16 protein-coding genes are annotated in these 18,838 nt (G+C 56.2%); 7 read left to right on the top strand and 9 right to left on the bottom strand.

The window, feature by feature from the left end; genetic code table 11:
- Positions 1–11: 11 nt before the first annotated feature.
- From prmA to acuI, 9 genes are all read right to left on the bottom strand, one after another.
- Positions 12–893, bottom strand: coding sequence for a 50S ribosomal protein L11 methyltransferase (prmA, locus tag AC4IC4_RS20665; RefSeq protein ID WP_032639765.1), 882 nt, complete (start codon positions 891–893; stop codon positions 12–14).
- 11 nt (positions 894–904) lie between these two features.
- Positions 905–2,356, bottom strand: a complete 1,452-nt coding sequence (gene panF / locus AC4IC4_RS20660; RefSeq protein WP_032650448.1) for a sodium/pantothenate symporter — start codon at positions 2,354–2,356, stop codon at positions 905–907.
- Positions 2,346–2,588 carry a YhdT family protein gene (locus AC4IC4_RS20655; protein ID WP_032650447.1) on the bottom strand — a complete coding sequence of 81 codons (243 nt, stop codon included), beginning with the start codon at positions 2,586–2,588 and terminating at the stop codon, positions 2,346–2,348. The genes panF and AC4IC4_RS20655 overlap by 11 nt, the downstream gene beginning before the upstream one ends.
- 108 nt (positions 2,589–2,696) lie before the next feature.
- The gene (accC, locus tag AC4IC4_RS20650) at positions 2,697–4,046 is read right to left on the bottom strand and encodes an acetyl-CoA carboxylase biotin carboxylase subunit (protein WP_024906319.1); all 1,350 of its coding nucleotides are present in this window, start codon (positions 4,044–4,046) and stop codon (positions 2,697–2,699) included.
- Between the two features lie 10 nt (positions 4,047–4,056).
- Positions 4,057–4,518, bottom strand: a complete 462-nt coding sequence (gene accB, locus AC4IC4_RS20645) for an acetyl-CoA carboxylase biotin carboxyl carrier protein (protein WP_010436174.1) — start codon at positions 4,516–4,518, stop codon at positions 4,057–4,059.
- A 21-nt stretch (positions 4,519–4,539) separates the two neighbouring features.
- Positions 4,540–4,992, bottom strand: a complete 453-nt coding sequence (gene aroQ, locus AC4IC4_RS20640; RefSeq protein ID WP_024906320.1) for a type II 3-dehydroquinate dehydratase — start codon at positions 4,990–4,992, stop codon at positions 4,540–4,542.
- Positions 4,993–5,226: 234 nt separating this feature from the next.
- Positions 5,227–5,826: a protein-methionine-sulfoxide reductase heme-binding subunit MsrQ gene (gene msrQ, locus AC4IC4_RS20635; RefSeq protein WP_024906321.1), complete on the bottom strand. Its 600-nt coding sequence runs from the start codon at positions 5,824–5,826 to the stop codon at positions 5,227–5,229.
- A complete protein-coding gene (msrP, locus tag AC4IC4_RS20630; RefSeq protein WP_023333641.1) occupies positions 5,827–6,828 on the bottom strand; it encodes a protein-methionine-sulfoxide reductase catalytic subunit MsrP in 1,002 nt (333 codons plus the stop codon). It lies immediately after the preceding gene.
- A 77-nt stretch (positions 6,829–6,905) separates the two neighbouring features.
- The gene (gene acuI / locus AC4IC4_RS20625) at positions 6,906–7,880 is read right to left on the bottom strand and encodes an acrylyl-CoA reductase (NADPH) (RefSeq protein WP_491471812.1); all 975 of its coding nucleotides are present in this window, start codon (positions 7,878–7,880) and stop codon (positions 6,906–6,908) included.
- Positions 7,881–8,062: 182 nt separating this feature from the next.
- On the opposite strand from acuI, the gene csrD reads away from it, so the two are divergent.
- The 7 genes from csrD to yhdP all read left to right on the top strand — a co-directional run bounded on the left by csrD (position 8,063) and on the right by yhdP (position 18,803).
- Positions 8,063–10,003, top strand: coding sequence for an RNase E specificity factor CsrD (gene csrD, locus AC4IC4_RS20620; RefSeq protein WP_491471811.1), 1,941 nt, complete (start codon positions 8,063–8,065; stop codon positions 10,001–10,003).
- Positions 10,004–10,285: 282 nt separating this feature from the next.
- Positions 10,286–11,329, top strand: a complete 1,044-nt coding sequence (gene mreB / locus AC4IC4_RS20615; RefSeq protein ID WP_000913396.1) for a rod shape-determining protein MreB — start codon at positions 10,286–10,288, stop codon at positions 11,327–11,329.
- A gap of 62 nt (positions 11,330–11,391) precedes the next feature.
- Entirely contained in the window at positions 11,392–12,408 is a 1,017-nt protein-coding gene (mreC, locus tag AC4IC4_RS20610; RefSeq protein ID WP_032650442.1) for a rod shape-determining protein MreC, read from the top strand.
- Positions 12,408–12,896, top strand: a complete 489-nt coding sequence (gene mreD, locus AC4IC4_RS20605) for a rod shape-determining protein MreD (protein WP_023309399.1) — start codon at positions 12,408–12,410, stop codon at positions 12,894–12,896. The genes mreC and mreD overlap by 1 nt, the downstream gene beginning before the upstream one ends.
- A gap of 9 nt (positions 12,897–12,905) precedes the next feature.
- On the top strand, positions 12,906–13,499 hold the full coding sequence (locus AC4IC4_RS20600; RefSeq protein ID WP_024906325.1) for a Maf family protein: 594 nt from the start codon (positions 12,906–12,908) through the stop codon (positions 13,497–13,499).
- Entirely contained in the window at positions 13,489–14,958 is a 1,470-nt protein-coding gene (gene rng / locus AC4IC4_RS20595) for a ribonuclease G (protein WP_032650437.1), read from the top strand. Before AC4IC4_RS20600 ends, rng begins: the two co-directional genes overlap by 11 nt.
- Positions 14,959–14,999: 41 nt before the next feature.
- Positions 15,000–18,803 (top strand): AsmA2 domain-containing protein YhdP, encoded by a 3,804-nt coding sequence (gene yhdP, locus AC4IC4_RS20590; protein WP_491471810.1) that lies wholly within the window; start codon positions 15,000–15,002, stop codon positions 18,801–18,803.
- Positions 18,804–18,838: the final 35 nt, after the last annotated feature.

Genomic DNA, 18,838 nt, shown 5'->3' with positions numbered 1-18,838 from the left:
ACGCCAATTGCTTATTTTTTACGACCGGTAATACGACACCACTCTTCTTTCTCCACCACTGGGTCGAGAGCGAAAAGATCGGCGTAGGCTTCGCACACGCTGTCCGCCTGGCTTGCCAGGATACCCGAAAGCCCCAGCAGACCGCCCTCAACGGGCAGCACGCTGATTAACGGGGCCAGCTCACGCAGTGGGCCTGCCAGAATGTTTGCGACCACCACATCGGCTTTCATGGCGTCTGGCTGTGCATCCGGCAGATACAGCTCCAGTCGATCGGACACGCCGTTACGCTCGGCGTTGTCGCGGCTGGCCTGAATGGCCTGCGGATCGATATCGATCCCGATGGCTTTAGCTGCGCCCAGTTTCAGGGCGGCAATCGCGAGGATCCCGGATCCACAGCCGAAGTCGATCACCGTCTTCCCGTCCAGATCGAGACCATCCAGCCACTGCAGGCACAGGGACGTGGTTGGGTGAGTGCCGGTACCAAATGCAAGGCCCGGGTCGAGCATCACGTTGACCGCATTCTCGTCAGGGACGTCGCGCCAGCTTGGGCAGATCCACAGACGCTTGCCGAACTGCATCGGGTGGAAGTTATCCATCCACTCGCGTTCCCAGTCTTTATCTTCCAGCTGTTCGATTTTGTGCACAAAACCCGCGCCCAGCAGAGGATGGTTTTCCAGAATCGCGACAACCTCTTTCATATCGGTTTCGGCATCAAACAGGCCAATAACGTCGGTATCGCCCCACAGGCGGGTTTCGCCCGGCAGCGGCTCAAAGACCGGCGTGTCATGCGTGTCCTGGAAGGTGATAGAGACCGAGCCGGCCTCCATCAGCGCATCGCTCAGTTCCTCGGCGTTAGCGCCGGTTGTGTTCAGTTTTAGTTGGATCCACGGCATGGCAAAACTCTTTATTTATCAGTAGAAATCATAGCGGGTTGTGGGACAGGCTGACCGAAACGGTTCCCCACCACAAACGCCAGTAAACTTAGCAGTAACGAAGGCACAATCGGATGGAAGCCCAGGTACTGAATCTTAAACGTTGCGAGGACGGCATACAGCACACCGCCGACGATCATGCCGCTCAGCGCGCCCGCCGCGTTTGCCCGCTCCCAGTAGAGCCCTAACACCAGCGGCCACAGGAATACCGCTTCCAGCCCACCAAATGCCAGCAGGTTCAGCCAGATGATCATCTCCGGCGGACGCCATGCGGCGAGCATCATCAGAATACCGAGCACCAGCGTGGTCCAGGTTGAGATGCGTTTCAGCTTCTGCTCATTATGCATTTTAGCCGGACGCGCGCTAAGCCACAGATCTTTGATAATGGTGGCGGAAGCCTGAAGCAGGTGCGCGTTAACGTTGGACATGATGGCCGCCATCGGTGCAGCAAGGAATAAACCAGCGGCCCACGGCGGCAGAACCTGCACCATCAGCGTTGGGATCACCTGATCCGGCACGGTCAGGTGAGGTAATACAGCTCGACCCAGCGCGCCCGCCAGATGCATGCCCAACATCAGAAGGGCGACAACGACGGTACCAATCACAATCCCGCGGTGAACGGCTTTGCTGTCTTTATAGGAGATACAGCGCACGGCGGTGTGCGGCAGACCGATAACCCCAAAGCAAACCAGCACCCAGAAGGAGGTCATAAACGCGGGCGTCAGGATATCGTCAGCACCATGAGGGCTGACCAGCTTAGGATCAATCTGTTCCAGCGTTTGCACCGCATTGTGTAACCCACCGGCCGCGTAGATGACGCCAACCAGCAGCACAAGAGTACCTATCAGCATCACCATGCCCTGCATGGTGTCGTTCAGCACGCTGGCGCGGAAACCGCCAAACGCGGTGTACAGCGCAATCGTGATCCCGAAGATGAGCAGCCCGGTCTCGTACTTAATACCCGCTGCCGTTTCCAGCAGGCGCGCGCCGCCAATAAACTGAACGGCAATGGCGCCGACGAAGGCGACAATCAGGCTGATACTGGCAATCCAGACCACCGCGCGGCTCTGATAACGCGCCTGCAGCATGTCGTTCAGCGTAATGGCGTTATAGCGGCGAGCGAGTATGGCAAATTTTTTGCCCAGAATACCCAGTGACAGCCAAATCGTGGGCACCTGAATCATGGCTAGCAATACCCAGCCCAGGCCGTATTTGTATGCGGCTCCCGGTCCGCCGATAAATGAACTGGCGCTCACGTAGGTGGCGGTCAGCGTCATCGCCAGCACAAACCCGCCCATGGAACGGCTGCCGAGGAAATATTCGCTCAGGAACGATCCGGTACTGCGTTTGCGCATGGCATAGAAAGAGAGGCCAAATACCACGATCAAATAGACAACCAGTACGGTGATGATTTCAGTTTGCATCACTGTCCTCCAGCGGGAAATCGCGGAAGATAAAGCGCACCATCAGCCAGCTGAGCAAAATAAAAATCAACGGCACCAGCAGACACGCCATTTCAAACCAGTGCGGCAGGCCGGTTATGCCGGACGCTGAATTCGGTAAGTAAGCAGTTACTAACCATGCGGCGAGATAGAGAAGGGTCAGCCACAGCGCCCAGCGCGCTTCTTTATGGGCCTGAACAAAACGTTTGTCCATTTTTTGTCCCTTGTGGATGAAGAAAGCGGGGATTGTACATGATGAGGCTTTCCAGGCCCCAGAAATAAAAAAGGCCGGATAATCCGGCCTTTTCGTGTGCGCGTAGTCTTACTTCTCGTTAAGACCGAGTTTCTTCTCGAGATAGTGGATGTTGGTTCCACCATTCTGGAAGTGCTCGTCGCTCATAATGCGCATCTGCAGATCAACGTTGGTTTTGATACCGTCGATGATCAGCTCCTGCAGGGCGTTCTTCATGCGGGCAATCGCCACGTCACGGTTTTCGCCGTAGCAGATGAGTTTACCGATCATTGAGTCATAGTACGGCGGTACGGTGTAACCGGCGTAGATATGAGATTCCCAACGCACGCCAAAGCCGCCCGGCGCGTGGAAACGCGTGATTTTACCCGGGCTTGGCAGGAAGGTGTTCGGGTCTTCGGCGTTGATACGACACTCGATCGCATGGCCTTTCACCACAACTTCTTCCTGCTTGATGGACAGCGGCTGACCGGCTGCGATACGCAGCTGTTCTTTGATCAGGTCAACGCCGGTGATCATTTCGGTAACCGGGTGTTCAACCTGAATACGGGTGTTCATTTCGATGAAATAGAACTCGCCGTTTTCGAACAGGAACTCAAAGGTACCCGCCCCGCGATAGCCGATATCGACACACGCTTTGGCGCAACGCTCGCCGATGTAGCGACGCAGTTCCGGGGTAATACCCGGTGCTGGCGCTTCTTCGACCACTTTCTGGTGACGACGCTGCATGGAGCAGTCACGTTCTGCCAGATAGATCGCGTTGCCCTGACCGTCAGCCAGCACCTGAATTTCGATGTGGCGTGGGTTTTCCAGGTATTTTTCCATGTATACCATGTCATTGCTGAAAGCGGCTTTCGCTTCAGCTTTGGTCATGGAGATGGACTGCGCCAGGTCAGCATCGCTACGCACAACGCGCATACCGCGACCGCCGCCGCCGCCGGACGCCTTGATGATAACCGGGTAGCCAATGCGTTTAGCATGAGCACGGTTAGCATCCATGTCGTCGGTCAGAGGGCCGTCAGAGCCTGGTACGGTTGGCACACCGGCTTTTTTCATCGCAGTGATTGCAGACACTTTGTCGCCCATCAGGCGAATGGTGTCGGCTTTCGGGCCGATGAAGATGAAGCCAGAGCGTTCAACCTGCTCAGCAAAGTTGGCGTTCTCAGAGAGGAAGCCGTAACCCGGATGAATTGCCACCGCGCCGGTGATTTCAGCGGCGCTGATGATAGCCGGGATGTTCAGATAGCTTTTTACGGACGGAGCCGGGCCAATACAGACCGTCTCATCCGCCAGCAATACGTGTTTTAAATCGCGATCCGCGCTTGAGTGCACAGCGACGGTCTTGATGCCCAGTTCTTTACAGGCACGAAGAATACGCAGTGCGATCTCGCCGCGGTTAGCGATAACAATTTTATCCAGCATGTACGCCTCGTTACTCGATGACGACCAGCGGCTCGTCAAATTCAACCGGCTGACCACTTTCGACCAGAATCGCTTTCACAGTACCTGATTTGTCTGCTTCGATCTGGTTCATCATTTTCATCGCTTCAACGATGCACAGGGTATCGCCTACGTTGACTTTCTGACCCACTTCGATGAACGCCTTCGCGTCCGGGCTCGGGGTGCGGTAGAAAGTACCAACCATTGGGGAACGTACGATGTGACCACTGATTTCTGCTGCAGCGGCAGGTGCGGCTTCAGCTGCTGGCGCAACGGCTGCGGAGAGCGCAGGCTGCTGCACTGGCGCAGCATAAGCCTGCTGCATTACCGGGAAGCTAGCGGCTGGGGCTGCACGGCTGATGCGTACAGACTCTTCGCCTTCAGAAATTTCCAGTTCGGAGATGCCTGATTCTTCAACCAGCTCGATCAGTTTTTTAATCTTACGAATATCCATGAGTGGGTTCCGTACTCTTGTTTAGTGTGATTGTGACAAGCGTTTTACCGCTGTCTGTAAAGCGTATGAATAGCCGTCTGCGCCCAGTCCACAGATAACGCCAGCAGCGATATCTGACAGATACGAATGGTGGCGGAACGGCTCTCGGGCGTGCACGTTACTCAGGTGGATCTCGATAAACGGGATACTCACCGCGAGCAGTGCGTCGCGGATAGCAACACTGGTGTGCGTAAACGCGGCCGGATTGATCAGGATATAGTCCACATTGTCTTTAGCCTGATGAATACGGTCGATGATTGCGTACTCCGCATTCGACTGAAAATGATCCAAATCCACATTCAGTGATGCTGCTTCCGTTCCCAGACGGTTAACAATTTCACTCAATGTCAGCGTGCCGTACTTCTCTGGCTCACGGGTTCCGAGCATGTTCAGGTTCGGTCCGTTCAAAACTAAGATATGGAACTTATCAGTCATTATGCCGCTATCTCCTGCGATTTTCGGGTAAAAAACAAAATATACCTTCGAAACGCAAATGTCACCTTTTCAGAGGCTTAAAACCGCTGTCAGGCGAACCAAGGTCGCACATTATAACGATTTCGTAGCATTTAGCAGCTAAATACTGGTCTTATCAGGGAAGATTATCAACCGCTATCCAAAAAAGATTTGCGGTTGACGGGGAATATGCGGGAAAACGCACAGTTTCGCGAACTATCGCAACCACTGGCGGAACTTCTTGTAACGCCATGCTAAAAGCGCCACGGCGGCCAGTGCGTACAGGACCGGCTGCGGGGAGAGGATCTTCACCGACCACAGGTAATGAATGGGGGCGAGGATCGCGACAAGATAGACGAAGTTGTGCAGCAGCTGCCAGCGCCTGCCCAGTTTTCGCTGCGCATATTGCGTGGAGGTCAGCGCTAACGCCAGTAAAATCACCCAGCTCACAATACCCAGCGTCAGATAAGGGCGTGTCACCAGTTCGCGGCCAAGCAGTGCCAGATTGTTAATTCCCAGTTCCAGCAGGGCATAGCTGGTGAGGTGCAGCGTCGCCCAGGCAAAACACCATAGCCCTAACAGCCGACGGGTGCGTATCAATAGTGGCTGTTTAGCGTAGCGCGCCAGCGGCGAGACGAGCAAGGTGGCCAGTAAAAATTTCAGAGCCATCCGACCGGTAAAATGCTGGATATCCTTGGCCGGGTCTGCGCTAAAGAGCCCCTGGCTGGCGGCCCAGAACAGCCATATAAAAGGAAGTAACCCGGCCAGGTGCAGCAGCACTTTCAGCCAGGTAATCTGTTTTGCCGTTAAACGCACTCAGAAGTTCTCCCGTAAATTGAGGCCACGGTACAGCGAGGCCACTTCATCCGCATAGCCGTTAAACAGCAGCGTGGGCTGACGCTTCACGTCCAGCGCACCGCCGGAACCGATAAACCGCTCGGTTGCCTGCGACCAGCGCGGATGATCCACATGCGGGTTCACGTTGGCGAAGAAGCCGTATTCGTTCGGAGCCGCCAGATTCCAGGTGGTGGGAGGACGCTCGCGGGTAAGCTTAATGCTGACGATGGACTTAATTCCTTTGAAACCGTATTTCCACGGTACGGTTAAACGAATGGGGGCGCCGTTCTGCGGCGGAAGCGCCTTGCCGTACACGCCGACGGTCAGCAGGGTCAGCGGGTGCATCGCCTCATCGAGGCGTAATCCTTCCACATACGGATACTCGAGCCCGCCGCCGATAAACCGGTCTTTTTGTCCTGGCATCTCGTCCGGCGCATAGCGCGTCTGGAAAGCGACATATTTTGCGTTGCTGGTGGGCTCAACCATCGCCAGTAGTTTATGCAGCGGGAAGCCGACCCACGGCACCACCATCGACCAGGCCTCCACGCAGCGCATGCGGTAGATACGCTCTTCGAGCGGGAAACGGGTGGTCAGATCGTGATGATCCAGCGTCAGAGGTTTCGCCACTTCGCCATCAATCTTCAGCGTCCATGGATCGGTTTTGAGGCTACCGGCGTTGGCGGCAGGATCGGCCTTGTCGAGACCAAATTCGTAGAAGTTGTTGTAGCCGGTGACTTTATCTTCTGGCGTCAGCGTCAGTTTATTTTGCCATTGGGCGGGTTTCGTAAAGGTGAGCGGGGCGCCGGAAGGGGCCTTCGGCCGATCGTTGCCTTTAAACCAGTCGAGAAGATCGGCGTGTGCAGCCGGAGAGAGCGTCAGGGCTGTGGCGCTGATGCCAAGCATTTTCAGGATCTGGCGGCGCTGTAACATAAAGACAGACTCGGACGTTACGTCGGCTTCCGTCAGTTTTCGGTTTTTCATGGCATCCTCCGTCATGCGTTTTCCTAAGCATGACGGAGGAGAGGGATTCGCGCGAATATGTCACGAAAATTTGAAGATTAGGCGATTTTCACCAGCGCACGACCGTGGAACTGGTTGTCCATGATCTTACTGGCGTATTCCGGCGCCTGGCTGAGGGTTATCTCCGTTGCGCTCTGGGTATAGAAAGATTCCGGCAGGTCGCGCACCAGCCGTTCCCAGGCTTCATGGCGACGGGCCGGCGGGGTCATCACGGAATCCACACCCTGCAGGCGGACGTTACGCAGAATAAATGGCATCACGGTGGTGGGCAGGGCAAATCCGCCCGCCAGTCCACAGGCTGCCACGCAGCCGCCGTAGTTCATCTGCGCCAGGACTTTTGCCAGCACTTTATCACCGACGGTATCCACCGCGCCTGCCCAGACCTGTTTTTCCAGTGGACGGGTTTCGGCGAATTCGTCACGGCTGAGAATGCGGCTGGCCCCGAGCTGGCGCAGGTAATCGTGGGTGCTTTCGCGGCCCGACACCGCCGCGACCTGATAGCCCAGCTTGTGCAGCAGCGTGACTGCAGTGCTGCCCACGCCGCCGCTGGCGCCAGTGACGACAATTTCACCCGATTCAGGGCGGATGCCCGCATCTTCCAGCGCCATCACACACAGCATGGCGGTAAAGCCTGCCGTGCCGACGATCATCGCCTTGCGGCCATCCATGCCTTTCGGCATTGGCACCAGCCAGTCGCCCTTCACGCGCGCCTGCGTTGCCAGCCCGCCCCAGTGATTTTCACCCACACCCCAGCCGGTGAGCAGCACCTGCTGGCCCACATGGAAACGCGGATCTTCGCTGGTATGAACTCGGCCAGCGAAATCAATCCCTGGCACCATAGGGAAATTTCGGATGATTTTACCCTTACCGGTAATCGCCAGCGCATCTTTATAATTTAAACTGGACCAGTCAATGTCGACGGTTACTTCGCCTTCCGGCAGGCGACTCTCTTCAACCGCCTGCACTGAGGCAAGCGTTTTGCCGTCCTGCTGTTCTAAGATCAAAGCCTGCATACGGGGTCCTCTCGACTCAGATGATTGGAAAATAATTTCTGAAGACTATACTCGCTCAGGGAAACGCAATGCCGATTTAACGCAATAAATTGCCAGATACACTCGATTTGGTAGTATGCCGCATTTGGAATGCAAGTTAGCGCTTACTCGCTACCCCATCAACCCACGGAGTAATCTCAAGGATGCGATTAACGACGAAGTTCTCGGCTTTTATCACCTTGCTGACGGGGCTTACCATTTTTGTCACGCTTATGGGCTGCTCCCTGAGCTTTTACACCGCCATTCAGGACAAGCTGGTTAACCGGGTACAGTCTGTTGCATCGGTGATTGATGCGCGTCTGCTGACGACGCCGCTACCGGCGCTCTCCAGTGAGCTCGATGAGTTGATGGTACCTGTTGATATCGTTCAGATCGACATTCTGCAGGGAAAGCATCGTGTTTTAAGCCACGAACGGCCGGGAGGCTATCGTCCCGCGGGCGTGGTGAGCCAGTATCGGGAAGTGACGGTGCATTCCCTGAAAAATCCGGGGATGACCATACACATGGTCTACCTCGATCCGATGGCGAGCTATTTTCGTTCAATGATGACCACCGCACCGCTCACCGTCGCCGTTGCGTTTATCGTCCTGCTGATCTTTCTCGCGGTCCGCTGGCTGCGCCGCCAGCTCTCCGGCCAGGAGCTGCTGGAGATGCGCTCCGTGCGGATCCTTAACGGTGAACGCGGCCCGCAGGTGCGTGGCTCGGTCCATGAGTGGCCGTCACGCGCCAGCAGCGCGCTGGATACGCTGCTCTCGGAAATCCAGTTTGCCAGCGACCAGCGCAGCCGAATGGATACGCTGATTCGCTCTTATGCCGCCCAGGATAATAAAACTGGCCTTAACAACCGTCTTTTCTTTGATAATCAGCTCGCCACGCTGCTCGACGATTCAGAAAAAGTGGGGACACACGGGGTGGTGATGATGATTCGCCTGCCCGATTTCGATCTCCTGCGCGATACCTGGGGACAGCGGGCTGCGGAAGAAAACCTCTTTACGCTGATCAACCTGCTCTCCACCTTTATTATGCGCTACCCGGGCGCGCTGCTGGCCCGCTATCACCGCAGCGACTTTGCCGTATTGTTGCCTCATCGTACGCTGAAGGAGTCGGAAAGCATCGCCAGCCAGCTGCTGAAGGCGGTGGATGCGCTGCCGCAGAGCAAAATGCTCGACAGGGACGATATGGTCCACATGGGGATCTGCGCCTGGCGTGGCGGACAATCCACACAACAGGTGATGGAACATGCGGAAGCGGCCACCCGCAACGCCGTGTTGCAGGGGGCGAACGGATGGGCGGTTTACGATGACTCGCTGCCGGAAAAAGGGCGTGGTAATGTGCGCTGGCGTACTTTGATTGAGCAAATGCTTAGCCGCGGTGGACCACGTATTTATCAAAAACCCGCGGTCATGAAAAACGGCAACGTTCATCACCGTGAACTGATGTGTCGTATTTTTGACGGTTCGGAAGAGGTTATCTCGGCGGAATATCTGCCGATGGTCCTGCAATTTGGTCTGTCCGAAGAGTATGACCGCCAGCAAATTACGCGATTGATTCCATTTTTATCTTTTTGGCCTGAAGAGAGCCTGGCATTACAGGTTACCGTTGAGTCCTTAATACGCCCACGTTTTCAGCGCTGGCTTCGTGATACATTAATGCAATGCGAAAAATCGCAACGCAAACACATTATTTTTGAACTTGCTGAGGCTGATGTAGGTCAACACATCAGCCGGTTACGTCCGGTAGTTCGTTTGATCAATGCGCTCGGTGCGCGTGTGGCGGTGACGCAGGCAGGTTTAACGCTGGTCAGTACCAACTGGATCAAGGAGCTGGATGTGGAGTTATTAAAGCTACATCCGGGGCTGGTAAGGAATATTGAGAAGCGTACGGAAAACCAGCTGCTGGTACAGAGTCTGGTAGAAGCATGCAAGGGAACGCGAACACAAGTATTTGCCACGGGCGTGCGCTCCAGAAGTGAATGGCAGATGTTAACAGAGCGCGGTGTGATGGGTGGTCAGGGGGATTTTTTTGCTGCCTCTCAACCGCTTGACACCAACGTGAAAAAATATTTGCAAAGATACTCTGTTTGACCTGCCGTTTACGCTGTTTTCACGTAGAATATCGCGCCTGTAGCTTTGAGTATGTCGAGCAAAAAGCCAGTGAACGACCTTTAACGGGTTACAAACGTCAGTGGGGAACGCTACTGTTTATTCAGCCCTGAGGGAGTCAGGGGATGATTTTGTAACATCAGGAAACGTACTGCACAAATTTTCACCGTTGCAGATGATTTTTGCGCCTTGTCGCTGCTGCGTGTGGTTGGTAAAGTAAGCGGATTTTGTTTTCCGCCCCAGCTTTCAGGATTATCCCTTAGTATGTTGAAAAAATTTCGTGGCATGTTTTCCAATGACCTGTCCATTGACCTGGGTACCGCGAATACCCTTATTTATGTAAAAGGACAAGGCATCGTATTGAATGAGCCTTCTGTTGTGGCCATTCGTCAGGATCGTGCAGGCTCGCCGAAAAGCGTGGCCGCAGTGGGTCATGACGCGAAGCAGATGCTGGGTCGTACCCCTGGCAACATCGCCGCCATTCGCCCAATGAAAGACGGCGTTATCGCCGACTTCTTCGTGACTGAAAAAATGCTTCAGCACTTCATCAAGCAGGTTCACAGCAACAGCTTCATGCGCCCAAGCCCGCGTGTTCTGGTGTGTGTGCCGGTTGGTGCAACCCAGGTAGAGCGTCGCGCAATCCGTGAATCTGCCCAGGGCGCAGGTGCGCGTGAAGTGTTCCTGATTGAAGAGCCAATGGCGGCGGCTATCGGTGCTGGCCTGCCAGTGTCTGAAGCGACCGGTTCCATGGTGGTGGATATCGGTGGTGGTACCACTGAAGTGGCCGTTATCTCTCTGAACGGCGTGGTGTACTCCTCTTCCGTACGTATCGGTGGTGACCGCTTCGACGAAGCCATCATTAATTATGTACGCCGTAACTACGGCTCTCTGATCGGTGAAGCCACCGCAGAGCGTATCAAACACGAAATCGGCTCTGCGTATCCGGGCGATGAAGTGCGTGAGATCGAAGTACGTGGCCGTAACCTGGCTGAAGGTGTGCCACGCGGTTTCACCCTGAACTCCAACGAAATTCTGGAAGCACTGCAGGAACCACTGACGGGTATCGTGAGCGCGGTAATGGTCGCGCTGGAACAGTGCCCACCAGAGCTGGCGTCCGATATCTCCGAGCGCGGTATGGTTCTGACCGGTGGTGGTGCGCTGCTGCGTAACCTCGACCGCCTGTTAATGGAAGAGACAGGTATTCCTGTCGTAGTTGCAGAAGATCCACTGACTTGCGTCGCCCGTGGTGGTGGCAAGGCGCTGGAAATGATCGACATGCACGGCGGCGATTTGTTCAGCGAAGAGTAGTCGAGTTTGAGAGGGTAGCAATTTGCTACCCTTTCTCTCTGACGCGAGAATACGCATAGCCTATGAAGCCAATTTTTAGCCGTGGCCCATCGCTACAGTTTCGCCTTATTCTGGCGGTTCTGGTTGCGCTTGGGGTCATTATTGCCGATAGCCGCCTCGGTACGTTCAGCCAGATCCGAACGTACATGGATACCGCCGTCAGTCCTTTCTACTTTATATCCAATGGTCCCCGTGAACTGCTCGACTCCGTTTCTCAAACGCTGTCTTCACGTGACCAACTCGAACTCGAAAACCGGGCATTACGTCAGGAACTGTTGCTGAAAAACAGCGAACTGCTGATGCTGGGGCAATACAAGCAGGAAAATGCGCGTCTGCGTGAACTGCTCGGCTCGCCGCTGCGTCAGGATGAGCAGAAAATGGTCACGCAGGTGATCTCCACCGTGAACGACCCTTACAGCGATCAGGTTGTGATCGACAAAGGGAGCGTGAACGGGGTGTATGAAGGTCAGCCTGTTATCAGTGATAAAGGCGTTGTGGGCCAGGTGGTAGCCGTGGCCAAACTGACCAGCCGCGTGCTGCTGATTTGCGATGCCACGCATGCGCTGCCGATCCAGGTGCTGCGCAACGATATCCGCGTGATTGCGGCCGGTAATGGCTGTACGGACGACCTGCAGCTGGAACACCTGCCAGCCAACACGGATATCCGCGTGGGTGACGTCCTGGTGACCTCCGGTCTGGGCGGACGCTTCCCTGAAGGCTATCCGGTTGCGGTGGTCTCTTCAGTGAAGCTGGATACGCAGCGTGCCTATACCGTGATTCAGGCGCGTCCAACCGCCGGTTTGCAGCGTCTGCGCTATCTGCTGCTGCTGTGGGGCGCCGATCGTAACGGTGCTAATCCGATGACGCCTGAAGAGGTGCATCGCGTAGCAAATGAGCGCCTGATGCAGATGATGCCGCAGGTTCTCCCGCCTGCGGATTCCATGGGGCCGCCTGCGCCAGTCCCGGCGCCGGCAACCGGGTTAACGCAGCCGCTGCCGGATGCGCCGCCACCGCCTAAACTCTCTTCGGGAGGGCAGTAGTGGCAAGCTATCGTAGCCAGGGACGCTGGGTCATCTGGCTCTCGTTTCTCATTGCACTGTTGCTGCAAGTGATGCCCTGGCCGGATGACATTCTCGTTTTCCGGCCAAACTGGGTATTGCTCATTTTGCTCTACTGGATCCTTGCCCTGCCGCATCGCGTAAATGTCGGCACAGGTTTCGTGATGGGTGCCATACTGGATCTCATTAGCGGCTCTACGCTTGGCGTGCGCGCCTTGTCCATGAGCATTATTGCGTACCTCGTCGCACTCAAATTCCAGCTCTTTCGTAACCTTGCGCTCTGGCAACAGGCCCTGGTGGTGATGCTATTGTCGCTCGCTGCGGATATCGTTGTTTTCTGGGCAGAGTTTTTAGTGATCAACGTCTCTTTCCGACCGGAAGTGTTCTGGAGTAGTGTAGTAAACGGTGTGCTCTGGCCATGGTTATTCCTGCTGATGCGTAAGGTTCGCCAGCAGTTTGCTGTGCAATAAAAGGTTTCTATGACGTCTTTGTATCTCGCTTCCGGCTCCCCGCGCCGTCAGGAACTCCTGACGCAGCTAGGGGTCTCTTTTGAACGCATCGTGACCGGCATTGAAGAAAGACGTGCTGAGGGCGAAAGCGCCCAGCAGTACGTGTCTCGCCTGGCGCGTGAGAAAGCGCAGGCGGGCGTGGCCAGTGTGCCATGCGATCTCCCCGTGCTGGGAGCAGATACCATCGTTATTCTGAACGGTGAAGTGCTTGAGAAACCGCGCGACGCCGATCATGCGGCGCGCATGCTGCGCAAACTGTCCGGACATACGCATCAGGTGATGACGGCCGTCGCGCTGGCTGACAGCCAGCACGTGCTGGATTGCCTGGTGGTGACAGAAGTGACGTTCAGAGTGCTTACCGACGACGACATCGCCGCTTATATTGCCAGCGGTGAACCAATGGATAAGGCAGGTGCATACGGTATTCAGGGGCTGGGTGGCTGTTTTGTCAGGAAGATTCATGGCAGCTATCACGCCGTAGTCGGCTTACCGCTGGTGGAAACGTATGAGTTGCTGAGCAATTTTAACTCACTGCGTGAGGGAAGGGATAATTATGACGGCTGAATTGTTGGTAAACGTAACGCCATCGGAAACCCGTGTGGCCTATATTGATGGTGGCATTCTTCAGGAAATTCATATTGAGCGTGAAGCGCGGCGCGGAATAGTAGGCAATATCTACAAAGGTCGTGTCAGTCGTGTACTACCGGGTATGCAGGCGGCTTTTGTAGATATTGGACTGGATAAGGCGGCATTTTTACATGCCTCCGATATCATGCCGCACACCGAGTGCGTCGCGGGCGAAGAGCAAAAGCAGTTTGCCGTGCGCGACATTTCCGAACTGGTGCGTCAGGGACAGGATCTGATGGTGCAGGTGGTGAAAGATCCCCTCGGTACCAAAGGCGCCCGTCTGACCACCGACATCACCTTACCTTCCCGCTATCTGGTCTTTATGCCCGGCGCGTCGCACGTGGGCGTTTCGCAGCGTATTGAGAGCGAAAGCGAGCGCGAGCGTCTGAAGAAAGTGGTGAGCGCCTACTGCGATGAGCAGGGCGGATTTATCATCCGTACCGCCGCAGAGGGGATCAGCGAGGAAGACCTGGCGTCGGATGCGGCATACCTGAAGCGCGTCTGGACCAAAGTGATGGAGCGTAAAAAACGCAACCAGACCCGCTACCAGCTCTACGGCGAACTGGCGCTTGCACAACGCGTTCTGCGTGACTTTGCTGATGCGCAGCTCGACCGCATTCGCGTGGACTCGCGCCTGACCTATGAAGCACTGCTGGAATTTACCGCCGAATATATCCCCGAGATGCCTGGCCTGCTGGAGCATTATTCAGGGCGTCAGCCGATCTTCGATCTCTATGATGTCGAAAACGAGATCCAGCGTGCGCTGGAGCGTAAGGTTGAACTGAAGTCCGGCGGCTATCTGATCATCGATCAGACCGAAGCGATGACCACCGTCGATATTAACACCGGCGCGTTTGTCGGCCATCGCAATCTCGATGACACCATCTTCAACACCAACATCGAAGCCACGCAGGCGATTGCGCGCCAGCTTCGTCTGCGCAATCTGGGCGGCATTATCATCATCGACTTCATCGATATGAGTAATGAAGACCATCGTCGCCGCGTGCTGCATTCGCTTGAGCAGGCGTTGAGTAAAGATCGCGTGAAAACCAGCATCAACGGCTTCTCACAGTTGGGGCTGGTGGAAATGACGCGTAAGCGTACCCGCGAGAGCGTGGAGCATGTGCTGTGTAATGAATGCCCGACCTGCCATGGACGCGGAACGGTAAAGACGGTTGAGACCGTCTGCTACGAAATTATGCGTGAAATTGTGCGTGTGCATCATGCCTACGACTCCGACCGTTTTCTGGTCTATGCTTCCCCTGCGGTGGCTGAAGCGCTGAAAGGCGAAGAGTCACACGCGCTGGCGGAAGTGGAAATCTTTGTCGGCAAACAGGTAAAAGTACAAATTGAACCGCTCTATAACCAGGAGCAGTTTGACGTCGTGATGATGTAAACGCAGTACGCTGCGTGACGAATGCTGACAAGGAGAGATGCGTGAGGCGATTGCCGGGGATTTTATTGCTTACAGGGGCAACGCTGGTCGTGATTGTCGCGTTGCTCGTGAGCGGGCTACGCCTCGTATTACCGCATCTGGACAGCTGGCGTCCGCAGCTGCTGGCGAAAATCGAATCCACCACCGGCGTGCCGGTGAACGTCAGTCAGGTCAGCGCTAACTGGCAAAATTTTGGCCCGACGCTCGATGTCCGGGATATCAACGCCCGCCTGAAAGATGGCGGTTATCTGAAAATCAAACGCGTGACCCTGGCGCTGGACGTCTGGCAAAGCCTGCTGCATCTGCGCTGGCAGTTTCGCGATCTCACCTTTTATCAGCTCCAGTTCCTGACCAATACGCCGCTGTCCGGTAGCGATAGCGGTCAGGGTCTTGAAGCCAACCGCTTCAGCGATCTTTTCCTCCGCCAGTTCGATCATTTCGATCTGCGTGACAGCGAAGTGAGCTTTATTACTCTTTCCGGCCAGCGCGCCGAGCTGGCGATCCCGCAGCTGACCTGGCTCAACGGTAAGGATCGGCATCGCGCCGAGGGACAGGTCAATCTCTCAAGCCTGAACGGCCAGCACGGCGTGATGCAGGTGCGCATGGATCTGCGCGACGATGACGGCCTGTTAAATAACGGTAAAGTCTGGCTGCAGGCCGATGATGTGGACGTCAAGCCGTGGCTGGGCGACTGGCTCCAGCAAAATATGCAGCTAGAAACGGCCCGCTTCAGTCTTGAAGGCTGGCTGACCCTGACGAAAGGCGAATTTGCCAGCGGTGATATCTGGCTCAAGCAGGGGGGCGCGAGCTGGAAAGGCGAAAAACAACAGCATCAGCTTTCCGTCGATAACCTCACCGCACACGTAACGCAGGAGAAAGAGGGCTGGCAGTTTGCCATTCCCGATACGCGCATCACGATGGACAGCAAGCCGTGGCCGCGCGGTGCGCTGACGCTGGCCTGGATGCCGGAGCAGGACGTCGGTGGCACGGCCAGTAAACGCAGCGACGAGCTGCGCATCCGTGCCAGCAACCTGGATTTGGCCGCCATTGAAGGGCTGCGCTCGATGGCGGCAAAGCTCTCTCCCGATCTCGGCGAGATCTGGCTGGCAACGCAGCCGAGCGGGAAGATAGACGCTCTGGCGCTGGATATCCCGCTCCAGGCGACGGAAAAAACCCGCTTCCAGGCAACGTGGAAAGATCTTGCCTGGAAGCAGTGGAAGCTGCTGCCGGGGGCAGAGCACTTTAGCGGCAAGCTGGAAGGCAGCGTGGAAAATGGCAGGCTGACGGTTGATATGCACGACGCCAAAATGCCTTACGAGACGGTCTTCCGCGCGCCGCTGGAAATCAAACAGGGCAGCGCGGTGCTTAACTGGCTCCGTAACGACAAGGGTTTCCAGCTTGATGGACGCCATATCGATGTGAAAGCCAAAGCGGTGCATGCGCGCGGCGATTTCCGCTATCTGCAGCCTGAAGGGGATGAGCCGTGGCTGGGTATTCTCGCCGGGATCAGCACCGATGACGGCTCTCAGGCCTGGCGCTACTTCCCGGAAAACCTGATGGGAAAAGCGCTGGTAGACTATCTCAGCGGGGCGATTCAGGGCGGTCAGGCGGACAATGCCACGCTGGTCTACGGCGGAAATCCGCATCTTTTCCCGTACAAACATAATGAAGGCCAGTTCCAGGTGCTGGTGCCGCTGCATAACGCCACCTTCGCGTTCCAGCCGGACTGGCCCGCGCTGAAAAACCTGGATATCGAACTTAATTTCCTCAATGACGGCCTGTGGATGAAGTCCGACAGCGTGGCGCTGGGCGGCGTGACGGCCAGTAACCTGACGGCCAACATTCCGGACTACTCAAAAGAGAAGCTGCTGATTGATGCCGACATCAACGGTCCCGGCAAGGTGGTCGGACCGTACTTTGAGGAGACGCCGCTGAAAGAGTCGCTGGCCGCGACGCTTCAACAGCTGCAGCTTGATGGCGATGTGAATGCTCGCTTACATCTTGATATCCCGCTGGACGGCAAGATGACCACCGCCAAAGGCGACGTCCGTCTGAAGAACAACAGCCTGTTCATCAAACCCCTTGAGAGCACGCTGAAAAATCTCAGCGGGCAGTTCAGCTTTGAGAACGGTAACCTGAAGAGCGAGCCGCTTACGGCCAGCTGGTTTAATCAGCCCGTTAATATTGACTTCACGACGACCGAGGGTGAAAAGGCCTATCAGGTAGCCGTCAATCTGGACGGTAACTGGCAACCATCACGTATGGACGTCCTGCCGAAGCCCATTGAGGCGTCAGTGGAGGGGGCGGTTGCCTGGCAGGGTAAAGTGGCAATCGACCTGCCTTATCACGCGGGTGCCCAGTATAAGGTCGACATCACGGGCGATCTGAAAAACCTTCAGAGCCAGCTGCCTGCGCCGCTGGATAAACAGGCCGGACAGCCGTTGCCGGTAAAGCTGAACGTCGATGGCAACCTGAACAGCTTTGCGCTGACCGGCAGCGCGGGTGGGACAAACCATTTCAACAGCCGCTGGCTGCTTAACCGCAAGCTCACCCTCGATAAAGCCATCTGGACAACGGATAGCCGCTCCACGCCGCCGCTGCCGGAGCAGACGGGCATTGAGCTGAACCTCCCGCCGATGGACGGTGCTGAGTGGCTGGCGCTGTTCCAGAAAGGCGTTGGGCAAAACGTTGATGAAACCGCCCAGTTCCCGCAAACCATTACCGTACGTACGCCGTCGCTGATGCTGGGCGGGCAGCAGTGGAACAACCTGAGCATTGTCTCGCAGCCTGGCGCTAACGGCACGAAGGTGGAGGCCCAGGGCAGAGAGATCAACGGTACGCTGACCATGCGCAATCACGCGCCGTGGCAGGCGGCGATCCGCTACCTCTACTACAACCCGGCAAGCGCTGCGAGCGGGAAAGACAACCCGGCAGAGACGTCGCCGCTGAGTCATACCTCCCGCGTCGATTTTAGCGGCTGGCCCGATCTCCAGCTGCGCTGTGCGGAGTGCTGGCTGTGGGGGCAGAAATATGGCCGTATCGACGGTGATTTCACTATTCAGGCAAACACGCTTACGCTCTCCGGTGGCCTGGTTGATACCGGATTTGGCCGCATGACGGCCGCAGGCGAATGGGTGAATAACCCGGGCGAGCAGCGGACGTCCCTGAAGGGCGACATTAAAGGCAACAAACTGGATGCGGCAGCCAGTTTCTTTGGTATCACCACGCCGCTGCGCGGCTCGTCATTTGACGTCGATTACGATCTTCACTGGCGTGACGCCCCGTGGAAGCCGGATGAGGCCTCGCTGAACGGCATTCTGAAAACCCACTTCGGCAAAGGTGAAATTGCCGACGTAAGCACGGGGCGTGCCGGACAGATCCTGCGCCTGCTGAGTTTTGACGCGCTGCTGCGCAAGCTGCGCTTCGATTTCAGTGATACCTTCAACGAAGGTTTCTACTACGATTCCATCCGCAGTACGGCGTGGATCAAGGACGGCGTTCTGCACACGGACGACACGCTGGTGGATGGCCTTGAAGCGGATATCGCCATGAAAGGCTCCGTTAACCTCGTGCGTCGCGAACTGGATATGGAAGCCGTCGTGGCACCGGAAATTTCCGCGAGCGTGGGTGTGGCGGCAGCTTTCGTGGTGAACCCGATTGTTGGTGCGGCGGTGTTTGCCGCCAGTAAAGTGCTGGGGCCACTCTGGAGCAAGGTCTCCATTCTGCGCTACCGCATTACCGGTCCGGTAGATAAACCGCAGATTAACGAGGTGCTGCGCCAGCCGCGCAAAGATGCACAGCAATGATTTGACGTGGGCAGGTAATTGCCTCACTCTCAATA

It is taken from the genome of Enterobacter sp. Taxon_2 (genome assembly GCF_058355295.1).
Note: the sequence above shows the minus strand (reverse complement) of the source record. Positions and strands in the feature narration are given on the sequence as shown.

Excerpts from the sequence above, each read along its gene's own strand:
- AC4IC4_RS20600 (WP_024906325.1), top strand. The coding sequence starts at position 12,906 with ATGACGTCTTTGTATCTCGCTTCCGGCTCCCCGCGCCGTCAGGAACTC.
- rng (WP_032650437.1), top strand. The coding sequence starts at position 13,489 with ATGACGGCTGAATTGTTGGTAAACGTAACGCCATCGGAAACCCGTGTG.
- mreB (WP_000913396.1), top strand. The coding sequence starts at position 10,286 with ATGTTGAAAAAATTTCGTGGCATGTTTTCCAATGACCTGTCCATTGAC.
- AC4IC4_RS20655 (WP_032650447.1), bottom strand. The coding sequence starts at position 2,588 with ATGGACAAACGTTTTGTTCAGGCCCATAAAGAAGCGCGCTGGGCGCTG.
- mreC (WP_032650442.1), top strand. The coding sequence starts at position 11,392 with ATGAAGCCAATTTTTAGCCGTGGCCCATCGCTACAGTTTCGCCTTATT.
- accB (WP_010436174.1), bottom strand. The coding sequence starts at position 4,518 with ATGGATATTCGTAAGATTAAAAAACTGATCGAGCTGGTTGAAGAATCA.
- csrD (WP_491471811.1), top strand. The coding sequence starts at position 8,063 with ATGCGATTAACGACGAAGTTCTCGGCTTTTATCACCTTGCTGACGGGG.
- panF (WP_032650448.1), bottom strand. The coding sequence starts at position 2,356 with ATGCAAACTGAAATCATCACCGTACTGGTTGTCTATTTGATCGTGGTA.
- aroQ (WP_024906320.1), bottom strand. The coding sequence starts at position 4,992 with ATGACTGATAAGTTCCATATCTTAGTTTTGAACGGACCGAACCTGAAC.
- accC (WP_024906319.1), bottom strand. The coding sequence starts at position 4,046 with ATGCTGGATAAAATTGTTATCGCTAACCGCGGCGAGATCGCACTGCGT.
- acuI (WP_491471812.1), bottom strand. The coding sequence starts at position 7,880 with ATGCAGGCTTTGATCTTAGAACAGCAGGACGGCAAAACGCTTGCCTCA.
- msrP (WP_023333641.1), bottom strand. The coding sequence starts at position 6,828 with ATGAAAAACCGAAAACTGACGGAAGCCGACGTAACGTCCGAGTCTGTC.
- prmA (WP_032639765.1), bottom strand. The coding sequence starts at position 893 with ATGCCGTGGATCCAACTAAAACTGAACACAACCGGCGCTAACGCCGAG.